This window comes from Chromatium okenii, assembly GCF_016583745.1.
GTDB classification, from domain to species: Bacteria; Pseudomonadota; Gammaproteobacteria; order Chromatiales; family Chromatiaceae; genus Chromatium; species Chromatium okenii.
Window position 1 is genome coordinate 41617 of sequence record NZ_NRRQ01000010.1, and the last position, 26188, is coordinate 67804.

Sequence of the window (26188 nt, forward strand, 5' to 3'; positions counted from 1 at the left end):
ACAATTCAATCAAAATCACTCCTAAACCACATCAAATGAAACGCTTATGAATAAACGTTATGGAATTGAGGTCATGGTTGGCCTGTTTATGGTGATTGGCGTGCTGGCGCTGTTTTTCTTGGCGATGCGCGTGAGCAATCTCAATCTCAACGCCACCGCCGAGGGTTATCGCCTCACCGCCCGCTTTAGCAACGTCGGCAGCATCAAAGTCCGTTCGCCGGTGACAATGGCGGGAGTGCGGGTGGGACGAGTGGAAGCGGTGCGGTTTGACAAAGCCAGTTATGAGGCCATCGTCACGCTGCGCATTGACGCCGGGGTCGATACCATTCCTGATGACACCTTCGCCAACATCTTCACCTCCGGCTTGTTGGGCGAGCAATATCTGGCACTCGCGCCGGGCGGCAGTCCTGAATATCTGCGCGACGGCGACACCATCGCCAATACGCAGTCAGCACTGGTGTTAGAACAAATGATTGGTCAATTTCTTTTCAAAAAAGCCGAAGCAGGTAGTTGAATGTTGCAACAACGACGTGGGTTTTTAATGGGATGTTTACTGCTGCCGCTGCTGTGGAGCAGCGCGGGTTGGGCGGGTGATGCTGCCAGTGATGCCACTGTGTTGGTGCAGCGCACTGCGGAAAAAATCATCAAAACGCTCGAAGCCCGCCGTGCCGAAGTGCAGCGCCAGCCGGCGCTGATTTACGCGATGATTGATGACATCGTCGCCCCGCATTTTGATTTTGAGCGCATCACGCAGGGCGCATTGGGACAAGCGTGGCGGCAGGCATCGGCGGAGCAGCAGCGCCAACTGGTGAACGGTTTTAAGCAAGTGCTCATCCGCACCTACGCCCGCTCACTGTTGAGTTATTCCGGTGAGGAAATCCGCTATTTGCCCGCCAAACCCGGCAGCAAATCCTCCACCGTCACCGTTGCAACTGAAGTGCAGCAGCCGGGCGCGGCACCCATTCCGGTCAATTATCGGATGCACAACACCAGCGGCGCGTGGCAGGTTTATGACGTGGTGATTAGCGATGCCAGCTTGGTCGGCAATTACCGCACCAGCTTTGCGGATGAAATTCGTAAAAGCGGGATTGATGGGTTGATTGCGAAGTTGGGCGATATGAACCGGCAAGGGCGGGATTGAGCCATGACAGCACCGCAAGCTGCGTTCACCGTCGTCAGCCCCGGCTGTTATCAGTTGACTGGCGCGATTGGTCTCAACGCCATCACGCGCTTGGCAACTGACGCTGCCGTCCTCTTTCGTGCGCAGGCACAGCGCGGCGCGGGCGTGGCGGAGGTGGATTTGTCAGGGCTGACGGCGACCACCAGTGCGGTGCTGGCGCTGCTGTTGGAATGCGCGGAACTCGCCCGCGAGCGCAGCATCCGTTTGACTTATCACCATTTGCCCGCACCGCTGGCGCGGTTAGCGGCGATGTCCAATCTGCTGCCGTTGCTGCCGCTGGCACCGGCAGCGCCGTCTCAAACCGGCTGACACTGCGGACAAAAAAAGCTCGCCCGCTGCCCAATTGGCAGCTCCTGCACCAGCGTCCCGCACACCCGACACGGCTGCCCGCAGCGCCCATAAACCCGCAACGTTTGGGCGAAATAGCCGGGCTGACCGTCTTCCCGCACAAAATCCTTCACCGTCGTCCCGCCCTGCGCAATCGACGCCTGCAACAACGGCGGAATCACCGCTGCCAGCCGCTGATACTCTTCTGCATTCAAACGGTTACACGGACGCGCTGGATGAATGCCCGCTAAAAACAGCGACTCGCTGGCGTAAATGTTGCCGACGCCGACCACCGCCGCACCATCCATGAGAAATGTTTTGATCGGCACCCGTCGCCGCTGACTCAGCGCGTGCAGATGCTCGCCGCTGAACTCGGCAGCAAATGGCTCCACGCCGAGATGACACAGCAACGGATGGCTGATCAGCGCCTCCTCCGGCGTCAGCGCCAGCCACAGCACCAGCCCGAAGCGGCGCGGATCGTGAAAACGCAGCCGTTGCCCGCTGCCGAGCGCCAGCTCCAGATGATCGTGCGGACGCAGCGGCGTGGCGGCGGTGGTAATGCGCAAACTGCCGGTCATGCCCAAATGCACCAACAGGCACCCGCGTTCCAGCGCCAGCAACAGGTATTTGGCGCGACGACTTAACGCGCCGATGGTTTGACCGCTGACCTGCGCCGCAAACTCTGGCGGAATCGGCTGGCGCAACTGCGGATTGCGCACCGTCACCTGCACGATGCGCTGCCCCTCTAAATGCGGGCGCACTCCGCGCAGCGTCGTTTCAACTTCGGGTAATTCAGGCATCGGCGTGACCGGGTAATTAACGAAAAGGCGCAGCGGGAGCTGCGGGTGCTCATTCGGGCGCTGGCGCAAACGGATCAGCGCCAAAACCAGCCGGCACTTCTTTATCCGGTTCACCGGGCAAGCTGCGCGGCGCTGGCTGCAGCGGATGTTCCACCCCGTCTGCCGTCACCCGCACCGCCGGAGGTGCCTCATCATCTGGCACCGCAGTTGGGTCTGGCGCATCTGCTGCATCTGGCACCGCAGTTGGGTCTGGCGCATCTGCTGCTGGCGCAGGATTGGGATCAAGCGCCGTCGGATCGACCGTCAACATCGGCGCAGTCGTGAGCACATACAGCAACATTGGCGTGGATGTCCCCGGCGCAGCCGCAAGCTGCACTGCCGGATTTAGCGGCAGCGCCAGCCACCAGCGCCGTCGATCTGCGGACACGGCAAATTGCAACTGCGTTCCGTCGGCACCGCGCACCATCACCGGCGTCAATTCCGGTGGTGCCTCCGTCGCCAACTCCAAACGTTCCGCAGTCATGCCCGTCAATGCCGTCAGCGCCTCAGTCGCCAGCGGCACATCGTTGAGACGCCCGAAGACCGGCGCGAACTCCGGCGGCAACAATTGGCGCGACAAATACGCCAGCGGCGGCGCAATCAACGCCGGATACACCCGATCATCAATGAGATGCACCAAACCCTCGCTGGCGACGTAGCGATGATGCGCGATGGGATCAATGCCACCGAAAGCGAATTCTAACGTATTGAGTCGCAAGCGAATTTTGGGCGCAGTCAAACCAAGCTGATCGCGGGAGGTCGCCGGTTCCGGCAAGGTGCGCAGCACCGGCGTGTCTAAAATAGCCAGCAGACGCTTGACCTGTTGCGCCTCCGCTGCGAGTTGATATGGCGCTTCCATTTGCCACCCGCTCGGCGTCCGTCCCAGCGTGATCGTCGGCTCGCCCTCGCGCTCGATCTCAATCAACAGCAAATCCGCTGCGACCAAATCCGACAACGTCGGCGGCGTGCGGGCAGCGGTGAGATCGCGCTGAATCGCCGCGATCAGCACGACCACCAGCGCCAGCAGTAACAGATTGATTATCCAGCGTATGATCATTTAGCGTCTCCGCCCCCGTCGCCAGCGCACCATCACGCCGATGCTGAGAAATAGCACCGGCAAAATCACCAACGTTCCCGCGCCCAGCAGCGTCCGCTCAATGTCCGACAACGCCAACGGCGCGACCGCCGCTGCTGGCGCTGGCAGCTCCAGCAAAGCGTCTTCTTGACTGAGCCAGCGCAGCAGCCGCAGCCCCAGCGCCCGATTGCCGTGTTGGTTGAGAGACGCATTGCCGAGAAAATCGCCGTCACCGACGATCACCACCCGCTGTTCTCGCGCCGCCGTCGTGCCCACGCTCGGCAAAGTGCGCGTCAGCGCCAGCACCACCGGCAACGGCCCGCGCATCTCGCCAATCAACTCATCGCGGTCAATCTGCGCGACGATGCGCCCGGTTTCGTTCCAACTCTGGTTCCCCGTCGCCAAAAAGCTGGTCAAGGTCCAGCTCGGCGCAACCGTCGCCTCAAATGCCACGCAGCCGGGCAACAGTGCTGGCGCGGTCAGCTCGCTGCCGAGCGCGTCGGGCGGATAATCAGCAATCACCGCCACCGTCGGCGTATCGAGATGGAGCTGCGCGGCAGCGGGATCGACCACCACGCCCGGCAACAGCGTCAACCCGAGCTGCGCTGCCAGCGGTTCTAAACCGTTGAGATCGCCCGGATCCAGCAGCCACAGCAAGTTACCGCCGCGATCTAAATAACGACTTAAACTCTCGATTTCATTGGGAAAAAAGGCAACTTGCGGCGTAGATAACAGCACCAGCCGCGTGTTGTCTGGCACCTCTTTGATGAGCGTGAAATCGAGCGGCCGCGCCAGATAACCCTGCGCTTTAAGCTCGCGCCCCAGCCGTCCGAAATCAGTCGGCGCAGTGCCCGTCAGCGCCCGCTCGCCATGCCCTTCGATGACCGCCAGCCACGGCGAGCGGCTTTCCGTCAGCCGCGCAATCGCGCCACTCAGCGCCCGCTCACTGAGCTCTTTGAGCGTTTCGCGCCGCCCGCGATATTCGAGCAACAATTGCCCCACCAACGCGACCTCGGCATCCCGCGCCTGTTCGGGGAAGCGCTGCGGATCAAGATAATAAATCTCCAAAGTCGGCACTGCTTGGACATAACGCGCCAAGAAGCGTTTGATTTGATTGGCAATTGCGCTATCAGTTGCCGCAAAAACCGTCAACCGCAGCGGCGCATCAAGGCGCTGTAAAATCGCCACACTTTCGCGGCTCAGGCTATTGTGCGCAGCCAGCGTCACATCCCAAGCGCGATCATGGCGAGCCACCAACCAGCCGCCACAAATCACCGTCGTGAATAATAAAATCACGAATACCGCATCAACGCTGGGACGATGAACACGGCGCAATTGCGAGCGCAAACGAGATGCCAAGTTGCTCATAACTTATTGTAGATAACGATTGGTGAGTCGGCGCTGCGTTAGCAGTAAAAAAAACAGAATAAAAAAGCCAAAATAAGCCAGATCACTGAGGCGAATGGTGCCGATTAAACACCAAAACAGATGTTCATTCCACGTCAGCCACTCGAATAAAGACAGCGTCGTCGCCGTGAATTGTTCAGCGCGTCCAATAATAGATAATAATAACAACATGCTCAACGCAATAAAGACTGCCGTGCCCGGCTGCGCCGTTAAACTCGACGCATATAAACCAACCGCCGCAAATAATGCAGCCGCTAACCACAATCCCAAGGTCGCCGCCGCGAGTTGCTCATAATCTAATTCGGCGCTATATGCCAATAACAACACATTCACCAGCGGCAACAGACATAACGGCGTGATTAAAATGAGTAAACCGATAAATTTACCCAGCACCACCGTGACCATTCGCACGGGTGCCGCACTGATGAGATCAAAGCGTCCATCTTGGAATTCACTGCTTAATAAGCGCATCGCCAATAAAGGCGCAGCAAACATGATGAGAATAGCGGCAAATCCGAATACATTGAGCGTCAATTCTTGGGTCAGCGTGACGGTGCGCCCGGCAGCCTCTAAACCACTAAAGCGTTCAATCACTTGTAAGAATATCCACGCTAAAATTATCTGCCCGCCAGTGAGTAAAATCCAAGGTAATGAAGTGACAAATGCACTGCGGACTTCGCGTCCAACCATGATGCCGATCATCGCTCACTCTCCACCCCAATTAAATCAAAAAAGGCGCGTTCTAAATCGGTGCGTTCTGGCACCAATTCCCGCAATTGCAAGCCAGCACGCATCACGCGCTGGGCGAATTGCGCCGAATCCACATCATCATCTAATAACACGCGATAACGATCTTCGCCAATAGCGACTGCGCCCGTAATTCCAGAGAGCGCGGTCAATTGCATGAGCGTGGAACCATCGCCCAAGCGCACTCGCCAACCATAAATCGGTTGATCGGTGGTTAAATAATCATTAAAACAGATGCGCCCTTGATATAAAATAGCAACGCGATCACACACAGCTTGGACTTCTGGCAATAAATGGCTGGCTAAAATAATGCTGCATTCTCGCGCTAATTCACGAATGAGTTTGCGCAAAGTGCGCATTTGTAAAGGATCAAGCCCTTCAGTGGGTTCATCCAGAATGAGCAATTGCGGACGATGGATGATTGCTTGCGCAATACCGAGGCGTTGGCGAAAGCCTTTGGACAAAGTACCAATTAAACGTTGCCCGCTGTCTTCTAAGCCGCAGCGTTGTTTCACTTCAGCAATCGCGGACGCAAGCTGGCGGCGTGACAATTGATGTAATTGGGCGCAAAATTTGAGATATTCATCAACGCACAATTCGGGATACAGTGGCGGTTGTTCGGGTAAATAACCGAGTTGACGTTTCGCTTTTAATGGGTGTTTAGCGAGATCAATTCCGTGTAATTCAATGCGCCCGGTAGTTGGTGCTAATACGCCGCTGAGAAGGCGAAGACAGGTCGTTTTACCGGCTCCATTCGGTCCAAGCAACCCTAATACTTCACCGCGTCCTAACGACAAATTAACTTCCGATAGCGCCGAATAGCTACCGAATGAACGTCCAAGATTGGTGATGCGTAAGAGTGTTTCCATAAGGTTAGACAAGATACCTTGTTATTGTGCATTTGCCAATATGCTGACAAGTGCGGGGATTGATTGCATCATGGTTGTTGTATAACCAATGATGGTGTTTTTCATTGCAAAATGTCGCTCTCCTTTGTCATTTGAACCGCACAACAATCACCAGCACCAAAACTAAATCACGCTACAAAAAGACGATCAACCCGCAGCGGGGTGGTGTATTTTGTACTCAGAAGCGCATTATTATGCGTCGCAGCATTTGAAACTTGCGTTGCTTCACGTTTAGAATAGGTCAACTTTTTCGTCAAACTTCTGCTAAAGGTGGTATTCCCATGCAAGACCCAGTTGCTTACTCGGACGGTCTGGTCGGTCGTGTCGAGGTGAAGGAAACCACTTGTTATATGTGCGCTTGCCGCTGTGGTATTCGTGTGCATTTGCGTGATGGTGAAGTGCGTTATATCGACGGTAATCCGAAACATCCATTGAATAAAGGAGTCATTTGCGCCAAGGGTAGTTCGGGCATTATGAAGCAATACTCGCCAGCGCGAATCACACAACCATTGCGACGTAAAAAGAATGCGGAACGCGGCACCAGTGAATTTGAAGTGATTTCATGGGAAGAAGCGTTTGCATTATTAACTGAGCGTTTAGCAAAACTCCGTGCCGAAGACCCTAAAAAGTTTGCATTATTTACTGGTCGGGATCAAATGCAGGCATTGACTGGCATGTTTGCGAAACAATTCGGCACTCCGAATTATGCAGCACACGGCGGTTTTTGTTCTGTGAATATGGCAGCCGGTTTGATTTATACCATTGGCGGCTCGTTTTGGGAATTCGGCGGCCCCGATTTAGAACGCGCCAAGTTATTTGTGATGATTGGCACGGCAGAAGATCATCATTCTAATCCGCTTAAAATTGATCTGGCGGCATTCAAACGGCGCGGCGGGCGCTTTATTTCGGTGAATCCCATTCGCACCGGCTATTCTGCGATTGCGGATGAGTGGGTGCCAATTAAACCGGGTACTGATGGCGCTTTATTATTAGCGATCACGCATGAAATTATTAAGTTAGGATTGTACGACCGTGAGTTTTTAACGCAATACACCAATGCGGCTGAATTGGTCATTGATGATCCCGAACGCGCCGATCACGGGTTATTTTATCGGGCAGAAATGCACGTTGAAGAAGGCTGTTTTGATCCGCAGAATAAGTTATGGTGGGATCGAGAATTAAACATTGCCATTAGTACGCATACGCCGGGCGTTGATCCGCGTTTAATGGGCAATTATGTGCTGGAAGATGGCACGCCAGTGAAACCTTCATTTCAGTTATTAAAAGAACGGGTTGAGCAATATACGCCAGAATGGGCGTCACCAATTACCGGTATTCCTGCAGAGACCATTCGCCGTTTAGCGCATGAAATGGGTGTGACTGCCCGCGATCAAAAAATTGAACTTCCTATTCCATGGACGGATTGTTGGGACAATGAACACAATTCCGTCACTGGTAATCCGGTTGCTTTCCATGCCATGCGCGGTATGGCGGCGCATTCTAATGGCTTTCAAACCATTCGGGCGCTCGGCGTGTTAATGACGGTTCTCGGCACCATTGATCGTCCCGGCGGCTTTCGTCATAAAGCGCCGTATCCGCGTCCAATTCCACCGTGTCCAAAGCCACCGAATGGACCAGAAGCGGTGCAACCTAATACACCGCTGGATGGAATGCCATTAGGTTGGCCATCCAAACCAGAAGATTTATTTGTCGATGGTGAGGGCGAAGCAATTCGGATTGATAAAGCGTTTTCATGGGAATATCCACTCTCAGTGCATGGTTTGATGCACAATGTCATTACGAATGCGTGGCGCGGCGATCCCTATCCAATTGATACGCTGTTGTTATTCATGGCGAATATGGCGTGGAATTCGTCAATGAATACCGGTGAAATCCGCAAGATGTTGGTGGATAAACATCCAGATGGTGAATATAAAATCCCGTTTATTGTGGTGTGCGATGCTTTTTCATCGGAAACGGTTGCTTTTGCAGATTTGGTCTTGCCGGATACGACATATTTAGAACGGCATGATGCGTTATCAATGCTCGATCGCCCGATTTCTGAATACGATGGCCCAGTGGATGCAGTGCGGGTTCCGGTCTTAAAACCCAAGGGTGAGTGCAAGCCATTTCAAGATGTGTTAGTGGAATTGGGATCACGCTTACAATTGCCTGCGTTTACCAATGCTGATGGCAGTCGTAAATACCGCGATTATCCTGATTTAATCGTGAATTATGAAACTTCACCCGGTTCGGGAATTGGTTTTCTAGCAGGTTGGCGCGGTAAGAGTGGCGATCAGTTTTTGAAAGGTGAACCCAATCCGCGTCAATGGGAGATGTACGTTCAGAATAACTGCGTATTTCATTATGAATTGCCGCATAGTTATCAGTATATGCGCAATTGGAATAAGGGTTATTTACATTGGGCACGCGCACATGGCATGGTGCGTTATGCGGAACCCATTACGCTGCATTTGTATTCGGAAGTATTGCAAAAATTCCGTTTAGCGGCGGAAGGCAAGCGCCCCGGTCGCCAACCGCCGGAACGTTTGCGGGAGCGCGTGGCGACGTATTTTGATCCGCTGCCGTTTTTTTACGATCCGCTGGAAGCGCAAGTCACTGATTTACGGCGTTATCCGCTCAATGCGCTGACGCAGCGCCCGATGGCGATGTATCACAGTTGGGATAGTCAAAACGCGTGGTTGCGCCAGATTCACAGCCATAACTATTTGTTTGTAAACCCCGGCGTGGGGCTGGCGAACGGTTTTGGCGATGGCGATTGGATTTGGGTTGAGTCGCCGCACGGGCGGGTGCGCTGCATGTGCCGGTTTTCGGAGGCGGTCGAGCCGGGCACGGTGTGGACGTGGAACGCGATTGGCAAGGCGGCGGGCGCGTGGGGACTGGGGCCAAATGCGGATGAATCGCGCAAAGGTTTCTTGTTAAATCATGCAATTACGGAAGAATTGCCGCCGAGTGCGGCGGGCGCTCACCTGTCCAATTCCGATCCGGTGACGGGGCAGGCGGCGTGGTTTGACGTGCGGGTGCGCGTTTATAAAGCGGCGGATGGTGAGGAAGCGGTGACGTCGCCGCAATTTGCGCCGATGCCGCGCTTGCCGGGACAGGAAAAACAACGTGGTCAATGGCAGGCTTTTGTCGCTGGCATTTTCGGGAAAAAATCATGACTCAACTGGCACTCGTCATCGATCTGAACGTCTGCGTTGGCTGCCATGCCTGCGTAACCTCTTGTAAAGAATGGAATACTTCTGGTTGGGCGGGACCGTTAGCGGATCAAAATCCCTACGACGGCTCGCCGACTGGCACCTTTTTTAATCGGGTGCAGACCTTTGAAGTGGGCAAATTTCCGCGTACGGAAACGGTGCATTTTCCGAAAAGCTGCCTGCATTGCGAAGAGCCGCCCTGTGTGCCGGTGTGCCCGACGGGGGCTTCGTATAAGCGCCCGGATAATGGCATCGTATTGGTTGATTATGACAAATGTATTGGCTGCAAATACTGTTCTTGGGCGTGTCCGTATGGTGCGCGTGAATTGGATGAATTGCAGCAGGTAATGAAAAAATGCACGCTGTGTATTGATCGCATTACCGATGCTAAATTGTCAGATCGGGATCGCAAACCGTCGTGCGTATTAGCGTGTCCGGCGAGTGCGCGATTGTTTGGCGATGTGCATGATCCTGATTCTGAAGTGTCGATTGCCATTCGTGAACGCGGCGGTTATCAATTGATGCCAGAATGGAGCACCAAACCCTCCAATCATTATTTACCGCGCCGGAAAACGGTGATGCACATTGGTCAAGATGAATTGACGCGGGTTGATAATCCGCTGCGTAAAGAAGACCTCACAACATATACCGGTGAGGAAACGTTAGACGACGTGGCGTGGTAGAGCAAGTGATCAGTTGTTAGTTGCGCGTTTTCAAATTGAACGCACACTGACAACTGGCAACTTTTCACTGACAACTCATTCGCGGAATTGAATTTATGCACCCTGCTTTTTCCGTTATCTTCTTAACAACGCTCATTGGTGCCGGTCAGGGCTTATTTTTAGCAATGGTCACTGGTCAACTGTATGCAATTGCGCGGTTTTTGCCCGCACAAACCGATCAATTTTATGCAATTGGCAGTCTGGTCGCGTTGGTATTACTCATTACCGGCTTATTGGCATCTTTCTTTCATCTTGGGCACCCCGAACGCGCTTGGCGAGCAGCAGCAAAATGGCGCACGTCATGGTTATCCCGCGAAGTGATTGTATTACCCATTGTGATGTTTTTAGTGTTTGCGTATGGCGCTGCGCATTGGTTGGGATTAACGATGCCGCTGTTTCGCGTGGGTGAATCATTACAAGTTGACGCAACGCTATTATTGGGATTATTCGGCACAATGGCCAGTTTTGCGTTATTCGTTTGCACGGCGATGATTTATGGAGGCGTGCGGTTTATTCAAGAATGGCACACGCCATTAACTGTCACCAACTTTCTCTTTTTAGGTGCTGCATCCGGGTTCATGTTAGCAGCAGCCTATTCTGCTTATATTAGCAATCCGCTTGTCACTTTTTTTGGCACCTGGGCAGTGATTCTGACTTTAACCGGATTAGCTTCACGCAGTGCGCATTTAGTACGCAATGCGCAACTGAAATATAAAAGCACGGTGCAAACAGCAATTGGCGTGCGCCATACCGTTATTGCACAAAAAGCACAGGGCGCAACCGGTGGCAGTTTTAATACCCGCGAATTCTTTCACGGGCAAAAACAAACGACCATTGAAACCGTGCGCTTGCTCTTTATGGTGTTGGTATTCCCCATTCCTATTCTGCTGATTGGCGCGGCTTATATTACCTCTTCACCGACGCTGCCGATTCTCGCTTTTGTGATTCAATATGTGGGTTTAATGGCAGAACGCTGGTCATTTTTTGCTGAAGCCAAACATCCACAAAATCTGTATTATCAATCGGTTGCTTAACTCTCAGTGATTGGTCAGCGGCGTAATATACAGCCGCTGATCAACCCGTCTGCGCTATCCTCACTTGTCACAGATCACGGTTAATCTATGCGCCATCTCATTGCCGGATGCTGCTTGTTGATTCCCAGTCTTTTATGTGCTGCTCTACCCGCAGCAATCAAGCAACCAATCATTGCTGCGCACTATTTTGGTCAGCATTGGCCTAAAAATTTCCTGTCAGCATTTCGCCGTGATGTCGTTGCGAATGACTTTATGCGACTCCGTAACGACGGCTTTAATACCGTCATTTTTTTAGTGAGTTGGGGCGATTTTCAGCCGGTCATTGATCCGTGCTGTGAATGGGATGAACGCGCTTTGACACGGTTACAATTTTTATTAGATGAAGCTAAAAAAGCCAATTTGCAGGTTATTTTGCGCGTTGGATACGGCTGGAGTTTACATCCTCGCGCTGGATCAGCATTGCAACGCATTCATCAGTTATTAAATACAGATGTAACCAAACTTGCGTTTTTTACCTTTATACAACGATTGGGGCAATTATTAAAAACTGCGCCGCATGTCACCATGACGTTAATGAGCTGGGAAGATCAATGGTTGCATAAAATTGATCCCAGTGCGCGAGCGACTTTTGCGAAATTTAATCGCACTTTGCCCAGTGAGCGCCAAATAACGACAGCAGCGCCATTACCGACACCAACAGGGCAAGATGCCGCATTATTTCATGGTTATTGGGATTGGCTGGTGATGACGCAATTATATGAGCCAGCGCGGGAATTTTTACCACAATTGAGTTATGAAATTCGCGTTGATAAAGACCCTATTGCAGCAAATTCTTTATCTATCAATTGGTTGACACATCAAGCCATGTACCGTCAAGCGGGCACGGCACCTGTGACGATTTATTGGGCACCATTTTGGGGGGCAGAAAATAGGGGTGAACAATTAACGGCGACGCGAGCACATAAATTATTAACGGCGCTATTGCAAGAAACGCGGGAATTATCTGGTCAACGCGATATTTTTATTGATCAATTAAATGTCATTGATAATACTCCCGGTTACGAACACAATGCAGTGATTAATCCGGCAGAGCTTAACAACTTTTTAACACAAGCGGCATGTAGTTTGAAACAGCATGGCGTGATCGGTTATGGATATTGGACGACGCAAGATTACCGTGAAAGCCTATTGTATAACCCCGCATTTAGTTTGGGATTAGACGGTTGGCAATTACATTCTTCAAATGCAAATACCGCATTACAACAATTGCCAAGTGGTGATTTTGAATTAACATTCACCACCGGCGCGGTATTAACACAAACGATCTCTGCCAGCGCCGGGCGCTTACCCACGAAAGCCGATTCTTATCCCGATCACATTTGTATTGAAGTCAGCGGTAATCGTCACGGCAGCGTGACGGTGACGGCAGGGAATGCAGCACCCGCGACGCAATTATATTTTGCCAATGATCGTGATTCATTAGAATGCGATGCAATTGTGGCATTACCAAGCGCCGAACAATTAACGCTCAGTATCACTGCGAATGATGCCACTGCATTAACATTGCGTGGCGTGTGGCTATTCGATCATGTGCAAATTGGCGGGCTATATGATGTTACTGGACAGCCCAGTTTTTTATATCAAGCATTTACGCAATTGAATCGAACATTTGCTGCTACAACGTTGCCAGCAATTTGTAGTGTGCAAAAATAATTCAAATAACCGCTTTGACACCCGCACTGGTTTTGATACATCAGCGTCTCTTAACGCCAACTGTCATAGCACTTGAATAAAAAAGTAACCCGTTCGCTGTCTTCATTGCCGCCTTGATAGCAGTAAGCGGCATCAACCGCTTTATCTAATTTAATATGCCCTTTTGTTAAAATAAGCGGCATCGTGCGTGGATCGTATAAATCTGCTAATGACGCATTGGGAAACTGGGCGCGAGCATTCAACACCGATTGAGCAGCAGTTTCAATAATGGCAGTTTGTTTGGGTGTTGGTGTTGGCCAAGGAAAGTTGTTGTAAACAATTTTTGCAGAATAACTATAGCTACCACCTAATCTTCGACAAGTAACACGCATCCAAGCATTGTGCATAATACTGGTCATCACGCCAAAATGATAAACTGTAGCATCTGGAATAATTTGCAACTTATCACCGACAATATGCGTATAAGGCAAAAACCCAACAGGTACATATTGACGATGTTCAGAAGAAACACGCGGTAAAGCTAAATAATGCCCTTGAGTTGGTTGACGTGTTTCTGTAAAAAGCATTGGCTTATTAGCCCATTCTCTTGTTGCAGCTTTACTACTTGCTAGTCGCACAGATTTAACAGCTTCAATACGCTTCAACACTTCTGGCATTTTCTTCAGTTCACTAGGTAAACAATCAACAAGCCATAAACAGTAACGTGGAATGTTGTTGATAAACTCATCACCCATTAAAAATGGTTGAATATACTGTTCTGCTTGTGGTTCGCTCTTGACTAAATCATCTTTTTCTTGTTGGTTAAGTAATAAATAACCGCCGTCTGTCGCTTGACTGCCTCTTGTCATTATAGGTGCCGCTAAACACAGCGGGTTTTTTCGTGCATTTACTATCACATTAGGCGCATCGAATAAATAAGGATTGATATTGGTTGCTGATAATGCTTGGGGCTTTTCTTTAATATCTGCGTAAATAAACAGCGTTTTGGATGGCACAGAAAATAGGGAAAAACCAATAATCACTACATGCACAGCAGCATTGTTTTTAGCCTCATTTGACCAGCTAAACGTGCGATGTGCAAAGTTAATGTACACTCCAGCATCTAATAACGGCTGCCATAAAATAGCAACTTGTTCACCTTGCACGATGCTATTAGTACTCACGAACGCTGTTTGCGTTGCTGGGTGGGTTTTCATATATGCAGTTGCGGTGTAATGCCATGCACACACGAAATCAAGACTTTTGTATAATTTAACGGCTGGCAATTGTGGTGTATGTGTAAACACTTTTGCTAAATCTGCATTTTGTTGTAAATTGCGAAAATTTTTGCCAATAAAAGGCGGATTGCCGATAATAAAACTGGCATGAGGACACACGTTGCGCCAATCGGTTTGTAAGGCATTCGCGTGAACGATAGTTGCCGATGTTTTCAACGGAATGCGCACAAAATAAACGCCAAACATGGCGCTCACTTGTTGATTCATTTGATGGTCAGTTAACCATAACGCAACCTGAGCGATTTGTGCTGGGAACTCTTCTAACTCAATCCCATAACATTGATTGACATCTAACTTTATCAGCGTGTCGATTTCTAATAACTGCGCCTTTTTATGCACCTTTTCGAGAATTGCTAACTCTAATTGCCGCAATTCTCGATAAGCAATCACCAGAAAATTACCGCAGCCACAGGCTGGATCAAAAAAAGTCAATTGCGCCAAACGATGATGAAAAGTGTTGAGCTTGGCTTTGTTGTTGCCGAGTTTATGAAATTCTGTCCATAACGCATCTAAAAACAGCGGCTTAATTAACTTTAAGATATTCTCCTCACTGGTGTAATGCGCTCCCAGATTACGCCGTTCTGTTTCACTCATAATGCTTTGAAAAATACTGCCAAAGATCGCCGGACTAATCCGACTCCAATCCAACGCGCAGACGCTCAATAACGTCTCGCGCATCGTGCGATCAAAACGCGCAGTTGGTAATAATTCAGCAAATAATTTGCCGTTGATATATGGAAATGCGGCAAGTTCTTCGTCTAAATTTGTTAATCGCTGCGCCAACGGCGTATTGAGCACATAAAATAACTGACTGGTTTGTGCCGCTAAATCGCTACCGTCGCTGCGCGTTTTATTTTCAATAAATTCTTGAAATTGGCGCTTTGCAAAAACACCGGTATCTTCTGCAAATAAACAAAACAATAGCCGCACTAAATACACTTCCAGAGGATGCCCTAAATAACCAATCGCTTTTAATTGATCATGCAGCTTTCCCATACATTCAACAGCTTTAATGTTGATTAAGTCTTGTGGCTGCATCATCGGCGTCTCTTAACGCCTACTTTCATAGAGTTTGAATAAAAAACTAACCCGTTCACTGTCTTCATTGCTGCCTTGATAGCAATAAGCAGTATCTACTGCTTTATCGAGTTTGGTATGCGCTATGCGTAAACACTTGGGCATTAAATCTGGATCATAAAGCGTCGCTAACGTATTATTAGCATCCAGCGCAACAGCTTGATCTCGTGCGTTAAGTACCGCTTTGGCAGCTTGTTCAATCATCAATTGATGTGCTGCATTCACAGTCATCCAAGGAAATAGCTGATAAACATTTGGTGCATAGCTATAACTGCCTCCCAAACGACCAGCAACGGTACGCATCCACGCATTATGCAATGCACTGGTCAATATGCCAAATTCGTATAAACCAACATCAGGAATGATGTAAACTTTGTTGCTTATTATATTATCTGCGGTTAAAAACCCAATAGGAATATAGTATCTACGTTCCGAAGAAACTTCTGGCACCGCTAAACATGTTTTTTTAGGTTGTCTTATTTGCGTAAATAAATAAGGTTGAGTAGCCATTAGCCGCACACTTTCAGTTTTGCTATCTAATCTTGCTTTTTTTACGCCTTCAATCCGCGCTTTAATTTCAGGATACTGTCCAATGATTTTTAATTGCGCAGGTGTAGCTTCTGCAAACCACAAACAATAGCGTTCCACGCCGTTGATCAATTCATAACCACCAATAAACGGTTTAATAAACGCGGTTAAGTCAGGATATTTTGCCAAGAGTTCAAATTTTTGTGCAGCATCTAAAATTAAATGTCCGCCGTCTGTGGGTTGACTTCCTTTAGTCATCGCCGGCATTCCTTGCGGTGGTTGCGAACGCGACGGCAATAACACGTTAGGCGCATCTAACAAATAAGGATTGATCTGAGTCGCGGGGAGTGCTTGCGGTTTTCCTTTCACATCTGCATAAATAAACAGCGTTTTCACTGGTGCCGCAAATAGCGCAAAACCAATAATGACGACATGCACGGCTGCATTACCTTTCGCTTCATTTGTCCAGCTAAACGTGCGATGCGCAAAGTGAATTTGCACTCCTTGCGCTAACATCCAACTCCATAAAATGCCAACTTGTTCACCTTGCGTAATGCTATTGGTTGCCACAAACGCGCAGGCGGTTTGTCGTTGATTGAGCAGATATTGCGCTGCTTTCACAAACCACGCACCCACAAAATCAACTTTGCCAAACTTTTTATCTTTCGGAAAGACTAACTCTACATCGGCTTGTTGCGCCGGAGAGCGCCATTGATGACCAATAAAAGGCGGATTGCCGATAATAAAACTGGCATTCGGACACACGTTGCGCCAATCGGTTTGTAAGGCATTCGCGTGAACGATAGTTGCCGATGTTTTCAACGGAATGCGCACAAAATAAACGCCAAACATGGCGCTCACTTGTTGATTCATTTGATGGTCAGTCAACCATAACGCAACCTGAGCGATTTGTGCTGGAAACTCTTCTAACTCAATCCCATAACATTGATTGACATCTAACTTTATCAACGTGTCGATTTCTAATAACTGCGCCTTTTTATGCACCTTTTCGAGAATTGCTAACTCTAATTGCCGCAGTTCTCGATAAGCAATCACCAGAAAATTACCGCAGCCGCAGGCGGGATCAAAAAAAGTCAATTGCGCCAAGCGATGATGAAAAGCGTTGAGCTTGGCTTTATTGTTGCCTAATTTATGAAATTCTGTCCATAACGCATCTAAAAAAAGTGGCTTAATTAACTTTAAGATATTCTCCTCACTGGTGTAATGCGCTCCCAGATTGCGTCGTTCTGTTTCACTCATAATGCTTTGAAAAATACTGCCAAAGATCGCCGGACTAATCCGACTCCAATCCAACGCGCAGACGCTCAATAACGTCTCGCGCATCGTGCGATCAAAACTCGCAGGCGGTAATAGTTCAGCAAATAATTTGCCGTTGATATATGGAAATGCGGCGAGTTCTTCGTCTAAATTGGTTAATCGCTGCGCCAACGGTGTATTGAGCACATAAAATAACTGACTGATTTGTGCCGCTAAATCGCTACCGTCGCTACGCGTTTTGTTTTCGATAAACTCCTGAAATTGGCGCTTTTCAAAAATGCCGGTATCTTCTGCAAATAAACAAAACAATAGCCGCACTAAATATACTTCCAGCGGATGCCCTAAATAACCAATCGCTTTTAATTGATCGTGCAGCTTTCCCATCCGTTCAGCGGCTTTCATGTTAATCGGGTCTTGCGGTTGAATCACCTGCGTCGTATAACCCGCAATAAAACCAAAGGCGCTGATATGCGTGACGAAATCGGCTAAAGGAAAAGTCAGCGTATGATTCGTTTCTAAATCGGTGAGTTGCAGCGTTGCAAAATCCGATACCAACACATAACGCGGTAAATCGTGTTCTTTAATTCCGGCGCAGTACTCCATTGCTTGCTGATAAGCCAGCGCCAAGTTTTTGCCGCGACTTTTCATTTCTACGATTAACACGCCCGGCCAGAATAAATCAATAAAGCCCGCTTTACCGCCATATTTTTTCACGGCATATTCAAACGTTGCCAGCCGCTTATTAGTAATCCCGAACACTTCAAAAAAATCAATTAAAAATGGCTTGGCTTCGCTGTTTTCACTCGCGGCATCGTGCCAACGTTGCGCAAAAGCCACCGCCCGCGTTTTTATTTCATTCCAAGAAAGCGGCATTATTTCTCCTATATTCACATCGCACTGAAAAATAACAGCATCGCAGCAATGATTAAATGCTGCGATGCCATGACGCAATTAACCCACCAACCGCCGCAGCACATACGGCAAAATACCGCCGTGGCGGTAATAATCTACTTCGTTCGGCGTATCAATCCGCACCTTGGCGTTGAATTCAATCATCGCGCCCGTTGCAGCAATTGCCTGCACCGTCACCTGTTTTGCCTCGCCATTATTTAAGCCGATAATCGCAAAGGTTTCTGCGCCAGTTAAACCCAATGATTGTGCATTCTCGCCATTCATAAATTCTAATGGTAAAATGCCCATGCCAACTAAATTAGAACGATGAATCCGTTCATAACTTTCCGCAATTACTGCCCGCACTCCCAATAAACGTGGGCCTTTTGCTGCCCAATCGCGTGACGAGCCAGAACCGTATTCTTTACCCGCTAAAAGAATCACCGGCGTTAATTCGGATTGATAACGCATTGCGGCATCATAAATCGACAATTGTTCACCACTCGGATGATGCACTGTGACGCCGCCTTCTGTACCGGGTGCCATTAAATTGCGCAGTCGTAAATTGGCAAAGGTGCCGCGCATCATTACCTCGTGATTGCCGCGTCGTGCCCCTAAGCTGTTGAAATCCTTGACTTCCACCCCTTGCGCCAGCAGATATTGTCCCGCCGGTGAATTCGCTTTAATTGATCCGGCTGGCGAAATGTGATCGGTAGTAATTGAATCGCCGAGCACCGCTAAACATCGCGCTCCACTGAGGTCGGCAATCGGCGCAATTTCCCGCGTCATGCCGTCAAAATACGGCGGTTTGCGGATATAAGTTGACGCCGCTGGCCATTCATAGGTCTGGCTGGTCGGCGCAGCGAGCGATTGCCAACGCGCATCGCCGGCGTAAATGTTGGCATACGCAGCGGTGAATTCAGCGGCGGTGACATGTGCCGCAACTGCTTGATTCACTTCAGTTTGTGTCGGCCAAATGTCGCGCAAATAGACCGGCTGCCCGTTGGCATCCTGCGTCAGCGGTTCGCGCTCAGGATCAAAATCAATCCGCCCGGCGATGGCATACGCGACCACCAGCGGCGGGCTGGCGAGGTAATTCATCCGCACTTCCGCGTGAACGCGCCCCTCAAAATTGCGATTGCCCGACAAAATCGACACCGCGCACAGCTCGTGGTCAGCGATGGCTTGCGAAACCGGCGCAGGCAGCGGGCCGGAATTGCCGATGCAGACCGTGCAGCCGTAGCCAACGTTATGAAATCCCAACGCTTTTAACGGTTCAGTCAAGCCAGCGCGGTCAAGATAGCGCGTCACCGCTAGCGAGCCGGGGCCAAACGCAGTTTTCACCCAAGGCGCTGATTTCAAACCGATTGCTGCCGCTTTTTGTGCCACCAAACCGGCCGCTAACATCACGCTCGGATTGGAGGTGTTGGTGCAGGAAGTGATCGCGGCGATCACAATTGAGCCGTCGCGCAATTCCACCGGCTGCCCGTTGATGACGGCGGTCGCCGCGCCTTTGTCAGGCAAATTGCGCTCTTTTTTCAACGCCGCCAATGCGTTAGGAAAATGCGTTGCCATATCGCTCAACGCAACGCGATCCTGCGGCCGTTTCGGCCCCGCCAGCGACGGCACCACCGCGCCGAGGTCGATTTCCAGCGTTTCCGAATAATCGGCTTCCGCCGCGTCCGCCGCGTCCGCCGTGTACCAGACGCCCTGCGCCTTGCAATACGCCTCAATGAGCGCGAGCTGCGCGGCATCGCGTCCGGTTTGGCGCAGATAATCGAGCGTGATCTGGTCAATCGGAAACAGGCCGCAGGTCGCGCCATATTCCGGCCCCATGTTGGCAATCGTGGTGCGCTCTCCCATCGGTAAGCTGCTGATTGCACTACCATAAAATTCAACAAACTTGCCGACCACGCCGTGTTTGCGCAGCCGTTCGACGATGGTCAACACCAAATCGGTCGCGGTCACGCCGTCGCGCAACGTGCCGGTGAGTTTGCAGCCGACGACCTTGGGCACCAGCATCGACACCGGTTGCCCCAACATCGACGCCTCGGCTTCAATACCGCCGACGCCCCAACCTAATACGCCAATTCCATTGACCATTGTCGTATGCGAATCAGTACCAACGCAGGTATCAAAATAAACCTGCGTAGTATTATTCAACGTATTCGTAAAAATCACCCGTGCGAGGTATTCAACATTGATTTGATGCACGATACCGGTATCGGGTGGAACGACCTTAAAACCGGCAAACGCATTCTGACCCCATTTCAAAAAGTTATAGCGTTCTTGATTGCGCTCGAATTCGCGTTCTGCATTCAATGCAAAGGCATCATCACTGCCGAAATAATCCACCTGCACCGAATGATCAATCACCAATTCTGCGGGTTGCAACGGATTGATTTGTGACGGATCGCCGCCGAGTTCACGCATGGCATCGCGCATCGCAGCTAAATCAACGACTGCGGGAACACCAGTAAAATCTTGCATTAACACTCGCGCCGGGCGGTATTGGATTTCTTTATCCGGTTCGGCCTGCGCATTCCAAGTGCTGAAATACGCAATGTCATCCGCAGTGACGGTGATTCCGTCTTCATGACGCAATAAGTTTTCGAGCAGAATTTTTAATGAATACGGCAGCCGGGCGCTATTCGGTACGGCATCAAGGTTGAAAAACTCATAATGCAAACCGGCGACGGTGAGCGTGGTTTTAGCGTTAAAACTGTTGGTCATCAAAACAAACTCCGTAATGGTATGAATGGTCAGTCAGGCAATTATAGTTATCCGCAAAACATACTATACTTAAGAGAAAATGTAGGAGCTTACGACAGTGAAACTGTGCAACGAAGACCAACTTTTGAATTTCTTAAGACGTGAAGAAGACAGTTCAGTATAGACTTGCTTTTCTGAATAACTTAAAAAACTTATCTTATGATTTAGATAAAGCGTGCGTTCTTTTTGCAGTTGCAAAATCGACCGCTTACGTCTGGATTCGGATGTGGAACGAACATGGTTATGAAGGAATTGTATCTCCCTTCCACAAATCTGATAAACCTTCTGGACGTCCTCCTAAACTAAGTGATGATGACTTAGAAAAACTAAAAACCATGCTTTCAAAAAAGCCTAACTGGTTAACAGAAGAAGTCTCTAATCTAATTGAACAAGTGTGGCATGTTAAACTCTCTCTGTCACAGGTGGCAAGGATTCTAAAAAAAAACTGAATCTGCACTTTTCAAAACCTTATCCGCATGATTATAGGCGTCCAGTAGATGCAGAAGAGACGCTGATGTCAAGAGTAGAAGATACATATAACACTTTGGAAGAAAAGGGATTTTCTCGTGAAAGAATAGCAATTGGCTACTTAGATGAAGCGAGTCCACAAACAACAGCTAACACCGTTAGGTTTTGGCACGTTGGTTGTGGTGATATAGTNCTTGTTATGGATAATGCCGCTTTTCATAAAAGACAAGATATTCAGCAAAAGATTAAAGAAAGCGGGCATATTTTAGAATACTTGCCACCATATTCACCTGACTTAAATCCGATTGAAAACTATTGGGCAAAAGCAAAAGCGATTCGTAAAAGGAACCATTGCTCAGTTGATGCTTTGTTTGCCTGTCATTTGTAATCATTTTATGTTGGATCGACTATATAGTAAAAAATACCTCAAAATACCAATCTAATACCATTGGATTTTATGCAGCAGTTGGAATAAACACAATAGATTTTCTCCAAAACTCAAAGAAAGAGTCAATTGCTAATTTTTTAACAAAAATTAAGCAAGCTAACATGGACTATGACGCTATTATTGTTGTTTTGGACAATTACAGTAGTCACACTTCATACGAAGTTAAAAATACAGCAGACACACTTGGTATATCACTCTTATTTCTTCCTCCTTATTGTCCTGATCTCAACCCAATTGAACAAATATGGAAATCTATTAAGCGGGAAGTTTCTGTAGAATTTATCTATTCTAATGAGTACTTAAAGTCAGTCATCTCTGATTCTTGGGCTGTATTCAGCAAATCATCAAGCTATGCCAAGGGCTGGATAGAACAGTTCGTGCCTTGGGTGCTGTATGGTTAGTTTTGCGGACAACTATAACGATGCCTGCCGAATTGGTTAAAGCGCATCGTCAATTAGATCGTGCGGTCGATGCAGCGTATTCCAAACAGAAGTTCAGTGGTGATACGGATCGCGTCGCTTTTCTATTCGAGCGGTATCAACAACTCACTGCACCGTTTGATCCGCAACCACCGAAACGCCGGAAAAAGCTCACATCTTCCAGTTAATTTAACGTTTATTATTGAATGGCATCGCTTCATCTATCGCTGTATTGAAGCATTCGGTAAAAATGGAAATAATGAGGATTGTTTTAGTATTGAAGCGGCAATGCCGCGCTGACATTCGCTTGAATATCGGTTAAATCTATGCGTTCAAAAATTTGCATATCGTGGGAATTAGCGGAGCAAGAGCCAATCAATCTGAAAGCTGCCGAGTGCATGGGTTTATTGCATGACAAATTAAAAACAATCGGTTATGACGGTCATGCGTTGGAAGTGTATTTAGTGCGGCTGGTGTTTTGTTTATTTGCCGAACATACCGGCATTTTTGCAGTGAATCAATTTCAAGATTTAATTGAACAACGCACTGCTGAAGATGGACAAGATTTAGCGCAATGGCTGGCAAATTGTTTTGAAGTATTGAATACTCCGCACGAAAACCGTTTAACCCGTCTTGATCCGCAGCTTGCCGCGTTTCGTTATATTAACGGTCAATTGTTTGCCGAACAATTGCCCACTGCTGCCTTTGATCGGGAAATGCGCGAGCTTTTATTGGAAGGTTGCGCTTTGGATTGGGAGCGGATTTCACCTGCGATCTTTGGCGCTTTATTACAAGCGGTGATGGACGCTAAAAATCGCCGTCATCTGGGCGCACATTACACCTCAGAAACGAATATCTTAAAACTGATTAAACCGTTATTTTTAGATGAACTGCGAGCCGAATTTGAGCGCGTCAAACGGCAGAGCAAAAGCAATTTATTTGCGTTTCAAGAACAGCTCGCCAGCTTAAAATTCCTTGATCCAGCTTGCGGTTGCGGCAATTTTCTGGTCATTGTCTATCGGGAATTGCGCTTGCTTGAATTGGAGGTGTTGCGGGCGCTATTTTGGGCGTCTAAAAATTTGTCAATTGGCGTGGGCGAGTTTAACATTCTGTGCAACGTCAATCAGTTTTATGGCATTGAAATTGAGGAATTTCCAGCGCAAATTGCCCAAACGGCGCTGTGGCTCACCGATCATCAAATGAATCAAGTGGCTTCTCAGGAATTCGGGCAATACTATTTACGCATTCCGCTCACGCATTCCGCGACAATTCGTCACGGCAATGCGCTACAAATTGATTGGCGTGAGGTGGTGCCGCTAACGGAATTAAATTACATTTTAGGGAATCCGCCGTTTATTGGTAAAGCCTATCAAACACCTGCGCAAAAACAGGATTTAGCGCAGGTTTTCCATGATATTAAAGGCGCGGGCGTTTTAGATTTTGTTGCCGCGTGGTTTCGCAAAGCCGTTGATTATATGGCGGACAACAGCGCCGTAAAAACCGCATTTGTTGCAACAAATTCAATAAGTCAAGGTGAACAAGTTGGGCTGTTGTGGTCTGATTTATTAAAGCGCGGCGTTAAAATTCATTTTGCCCATCGCACGTTTCACTGGTCAAATGAAGCAAAAAGCAATGCAACGGTGGAATGCGTGATCGTTGGTTTTGCATTGTGTGATATAAAAGAAAAACAACTCTTTGATTATAAAACAGTGCGATCTGCGCCATACAAAGTTGCTGTCAATCGTATCAATCCTTATTTAGTTGATGCGCCAGATGTTGTTTTAACTCATCGGCGCACTCCATTATCTGCTGCGCCGCGCATCGTGTTTGGATCAATGCCAAACGATGGTGGGCATCTGCTGTTTTCTGAAGATGAAAAGGAGCAGTTTTTAACGCTGGAACCACAAGCGGCAGCATGGATACGTCCTTTTTCAATGGGCGATGATTTGATTAACGCAATTCCGCGTTATTGTTTATGGTTAGTTGATTGTCCGTTAAGCGAAATCAAACAAATGTCTGCGGTGATGGCGCGGATTGAAAAAGTACGCCAGCATCGTTGCAATAGTCAGCGGGTAACGACCAATGCGTTGGCGAATTCTTCACATTTATTTGGCGAAATACGCCAGCCTACAACGCGCTATCTTGCGATTCCTTGTGTGTCATCCGAGCGCCGCGTGTATATTCCAATTCAATTTCTTCCAGCACATCATATCGCGGGGAATAAACTTGAGATGATTCCCAATGCGTCGAATTATCACTTTGGCATTTTAACGTCAATGATGCACATGGCTTGGGTGCGCACTGTTTGCGGTCGCCTTGGTAGCAGTTACAATTATTCAATCAATATCGTTTACAATAACTTTCCGTGGCCAGCATCAATCACTCAGCAACAGCAACAGCGCATTGAAACCGCAGCGCAAACAGTGCTGGACATTCGCAAGCAATTCCCAAACACGTCACTTGCTACTCTTTACGATCCAAATATCATGTCGCCGGAATTAGTCACCGCGCATCGTCAATTAGATGCAGCCGTTGATGCGGTCTATTCTAAACAGAAGTTTAATGGCGACACCGAGCGCGTGGCTTTTCTATTCGAGCGGTATCAACAACTCACCGCATCCGTTGCTCCGTAAAAGCGACAACGCCGGAAACGGGTTTAATCAGATTTTTGTTGATTGCAGTTGACAGTTTTTAATGATTGTGGTCTTCTATGTCTCAGGTGCTTGAGACACACCGACTAGCGTTACCCGTACACGAAAGTATAGCGGTTTTATACTAATTTTGATTGCGCAATACAACGCCACGATTCAAAGCATATCGTGGGGGTGCGGTGAAATAAGGGGTCAATCCCACGAATAAACCCGCCGTCTAGTCGCGGTCTCAAGCCCCTACGGGATGCCTAACTTTTAGGCTTGAGAAAATCGACTAGGAGAGCCTTTTATGGTCTCGCAAAATAATTCCCTTCCGTCATCTGTCACGATGACATCCCGCGAGATTGCGGAATTGACAGGCAAGCGTCACGACAATGTGTTGCGGGATATCCGTGCCATGATCACGCAAGTCTATGATTTACAAGATAACTCAGTTTTGAGTTATCAAGGAATTCAAGGTGTTACGCTTGAATTAGACGCCCAGACAAAGCGCATCGCATCAATCAGTCTTGACAAAGATCACACCCTGACTTTATTGACTGGTTACGACGCCAAGGCGCGATTCAAAGTAATACAACGCTGGCAGGAACTCGAAGCCGCATTATCAACTCCATCGCAAGCTCCTTCTCAATACATCACTTCCGCATTGCCGTATGCACCGGCATTTGAGATTCAAATTGCAGAATCTGCCGCAAGAATTCTGCGCATGTCAGATACCAGCAAGATTCGGATGCTCAGTTCTTTGTGTGATGCTAAAGGCATCAATCCGAATTTCCTGCCTGCTTATGTTGATGAACCATTGGTGAAAGCCATTACTACGCTATTGAAAGAAATGGATCATCCACTCGGTCATCATGTCGCCAGAGTTGTGAATCCAACACTTGAGAAATTGGGTATTCTGGAGCATCTTTCACGCAAAGGGCGCGGCAATGAGATTAAGCGATTTTGGAATCTCACTGCTGAGGGTTTGCAATACGGGCGCAATGAAACCAGCCCGAATAATCCCCGCGAGACGCAACCGTTGTTTTTTGTGGATCGTTTTCCAGAATTATTGCAGCGGCTGGAGGCATTTATTGCTGACCACGCGCTGCTGACTACCAACCCGCAATAACGCACCGGCGCAATGAAAAACCCGCTTCCAATTCACTTGGTGAGCGGGTTTTTTATGTGTTTTATTGCGCTGAATGCTGCAAAGAATCCGAACTATAC

20 protein-coding genes and 2 pseudogenes are annotated in these 26188 nt (G+C 48.8%); 13 read left to right on the top strand and 9 right to left on the bottom strand.

From position 1 onward, the window contains the following. Positions 1-46 precede the first annotated feature (46 nt). The 3 genes from mlaD to CKO12_RS05275 are packed head-to-tail and all read left to right on the top strand — an operon-like array spanning position 47 to position 1489. Entirely contained in the window at positions 47-514 is a 468-nt protein-coding gene (gene mlaD / locus CKO12_RS05265; RefSeq protein WP_200153688.1) for an outer membrane lipid asymmetry maintenance protein MlaD, read from the top strand. Further along, positions 515-1141: an MlaC/ttg2D family ABC transporter substrate-binding protein gene (locus tag CKO12_RS05270; protein WP_200153689.1), complete on the top strand. Its 627-nt coding sequence runs from the start codon at positions 515-517 to the stop codon at positions 1139-1141. It abuts the gene before it with no gap. 3 nt (positions 1142-1144) lie between these two features. Beyond that, a complete protein-coding gene (locus CKO12_RS05275) occupies positions 1145-1489 on the top strand; it encodes an STAS domain-containing protein (protein ID WP_200153690.1) in 345 nt (114 codons plus the stop codon). Here the strand turns inward: CKO12_RS05275 and mutM are convergent. The 5 genes from mutM to CKO12_RS05300 are packed head-to-tail and all read right to left on the bottom strand — an operon-like array spanning position 1477 to position 6444. Further along, positions 1477-2307, bottom strand: a complete 831-nt coding sequence (gene mutM, locus CKO12_RS05280) for a bifunctional DNA-formamidopyrimidine glycosylase/DNA-(apurinic or apyrimidinic site) lyase (RefSeq protein WP_200153691.1) — start codon at positions 2305-2307, stop codon at positions 1477-1479. The two genes, CKO12_RS05275 and mutM, sit on opposite strands and share 13 nt — an antisense overlap. A gap of 49 nt (positions 2308-2356) precedes the next feature. Then, a complete protein-coding gene (locus tag CKO12_RS05285) occupies positions 2357-3403 on the bottom strand; it encodes a hypothetical protein (RefSeq protein WP_200153692.1) in 1047 nt (348 codons plus the stop codon). After that, positions 3404-4789, bottom strand: a complete 1386-nt coding sequence (locus tag CKO12_RS05290) for a GldG family protein (RefSeq protein ID WP_200153693.1) — start codon at positions 4787-4789, stop codon at positions 3404-3406. Between the two features lie 3 nt (positions 4790-4792). Then, a complete protein-coding gene (locus tag CKO12_RS05295; protein ID WP_200153694.1) occupies positions 4793-5530 on the bottom strand; it encodes an ABC transporter permease subunit in 738 nt (245 codons plus the stop codon). Continuing rightward, positions 5527-6444 carry an ABC transporter ATP-binding protein gene (locus tag CKO12_RS05300; RefSeq protein ID WP_200153695.1) on the bottom strand — a complete coding sequence of 306 codons (918 nt, stop codon included), beginning with the start codon at positions 6442-6444 and terminating at the stop codon, positions 5527-5529. The genes CKO12_RS05295 and CKO12_RS05300 overlap by 4 nt, the downstream gene beginning before the upstream one ends. Positions 6445-6764: 320 nt before the next feature. On the opposite strand from CKO12_RS05300, the gene soeA reads away from it, so the two are divergent. The 4 genes from soeA (at position 6765) to CKO12_RS05320 (ending at position 13170) form a co-directional block, all read left to right on the top strand. Continuing rightward, the gene (gene soeA / locus CKO12_RS05305; protein WP_200153696.1) at positions 6765-9665 is read left to right on the top strand and encodes a sulfite dehydrogenase subunit SoeA; all 2901 of its coding nucleotides are present in this window, start codon (positions 6765-6767) and stop codon (positions 9663-9665) included. After that, positions 9662-10384: a sulfite dehydrogenase subunit SoeB gene (soeB, locus tag CKO12_RS05310; protein WP_200153697.1), complete on the top strand. Its 723-nt coding sequence runs from the start codon at positions 9662-9664 to the stop codon at positions 10382-10384. Before soeA ends, soeB begins: the two co-directional genes overlap by 4 nt. Positions 10385-10479: 95 nt before the next feature. Next, positions 10480-11457, top strand: a complete 978-nt coding sequence (gene soeC, locus CKO12_RS05315) for a sulfite dehydrogenase subunit SoeC (protein WP_200153698.1) — start codon at positions 10480-10482, stop codon at positions 11455-11457. A gap of 252 nt (positions 11458-11709) precedes the next feature. Continuing rightward, entirely contained in the window at positions 11710-13170 is a 1461-nt protein-coding gene (locus CKO12_RS05320) for a hypothetical protein (RefSeq protein WP_200153699.1), read from the top strand. A 50-nt stretch (positions 13171-13220) separates the two neighbouring features. Here CKO12_RS05320 and CKO12_RS05325 read toward each other — a convergent pair whose 3' ends face one another. The 4 genes and pseudogenes from CKO12_RS05325 to acnA all read right to left on the bottom strand — a co-directional run bounded on the left by CKO12_RS05325 (position 13221) and on the right by acnA (position 20954). Further along, a complete protein-coding gene (locus CKO12_RS05325) occupies positions 13221-15041 on the bottom strand; it encodes a class I SAM-dependent DNA methyltransferase (RefSeq protein WP_207146273.1) in 1821 nt (606 codons plus the stop codon). A gap of 132 nt (positions 15042-15173) precedes the next feature. Further along, a pseudogene (locus CKO12_RS15350) lies at positions 15174-15488 on the bottom strand (type IIL restriction-modification enzyme MmeI); the annotation flags it as partial. Positions 15489-15497: 9 nt separating this feature from the next. Then, entirely contained in the window at positions 15498-18203 is a 2706-nt protein-coding gene (locus tag CKO12_RS05330) for a DNA methyltransferase (RefSeq protein ID WP_200153701.1), read from the bottom strand. A gap of 78 nt (positions 18204-18281) precedes the next feature. Continuing rightward, entirely contained in the window at positions 18282-20954 is a 2673-nt protein-coding gene (acnA, locus tag CKO12_RS05335) for an aconitate hydratase AcnA (RefSeq protein WP_200153702.1), read from the bottom strand. 140 nt (positions 20955-21094) lie between these two features. Between acnA and CKO12_RS14875 the strand changes: the two genes are divergently transcribed. The 6 genes and pseudogenes from CKO12_RS14875 to CKO12_RS05365 all read left to right on the top strand — a co-directional run bounded on the left by CKO12_RS14875 (position 21095) and on the right by CKO12_RS05365 (position 26090). Further along, on the top strand, positions 21095-21442 hold the full coding sequence (locus CKO12_RS14875) for a helix-turn-helix domain-containing protein (RefSeq protein WP_200153703.1): 348 nt from the start codon (positions 21095-21097) through the stop codon (positions 21440-21442). A 212-nt stretch (positions 21443-21654) separates the two neighbouring features. Continuing rightward, a pseudogene (locus CKO12_RS15355) lies at positions 21655-21849 on the top strand (transposase); the annotation flags it as partial. Positions 21850-21941: 92 nt separating this feature from the next. Beyond that, a complete protein-coding gene (locus CKO12_RS05350; protein ID WP_338032700.1) occupies positions 21942-22310 on the top strand; it encodes a transposase in 369 nt (122 codons plus the stop codon). A 20-nt stretch (positions 22311-22330) separates the two neighbouring features. Next, on the top strand, positions 22331-22516 hold the full coding sequence (locus CKO12_RS05355) for a type IIL restriction-modification enzyme MmeI (RefSeq protein ID WP_200153705.1): 186 nt from the start codon (positions 22331-22333) through the stop codon (positions 22514-22516). A gap of 138 nt (positions 22517-22654) precedes the next feature. Next, a complete protein-coding gene (locus CKO12_RS05360) occupies positions 22655-24961 on the top strand; it encodes a class I SAM-dependent DNA methyltransferase (protein WP_200153706.1) in 2307 nt (768 codons plus the stop codon). A 307-nt stretch (positions 24962-25268) separates the two neighbouring features. Continuing rightward, entirely contained in the window at positions 25269-26090 is an 822-nt protein-coding gene (locus CKO12_RS05365) for a Rha family transcriptional regulator (RefSeq protein WP_242466219.1), read from the top strand. The last annotated feature ends 98 nt before the right edge of the window (positions 26091-26188 follow it).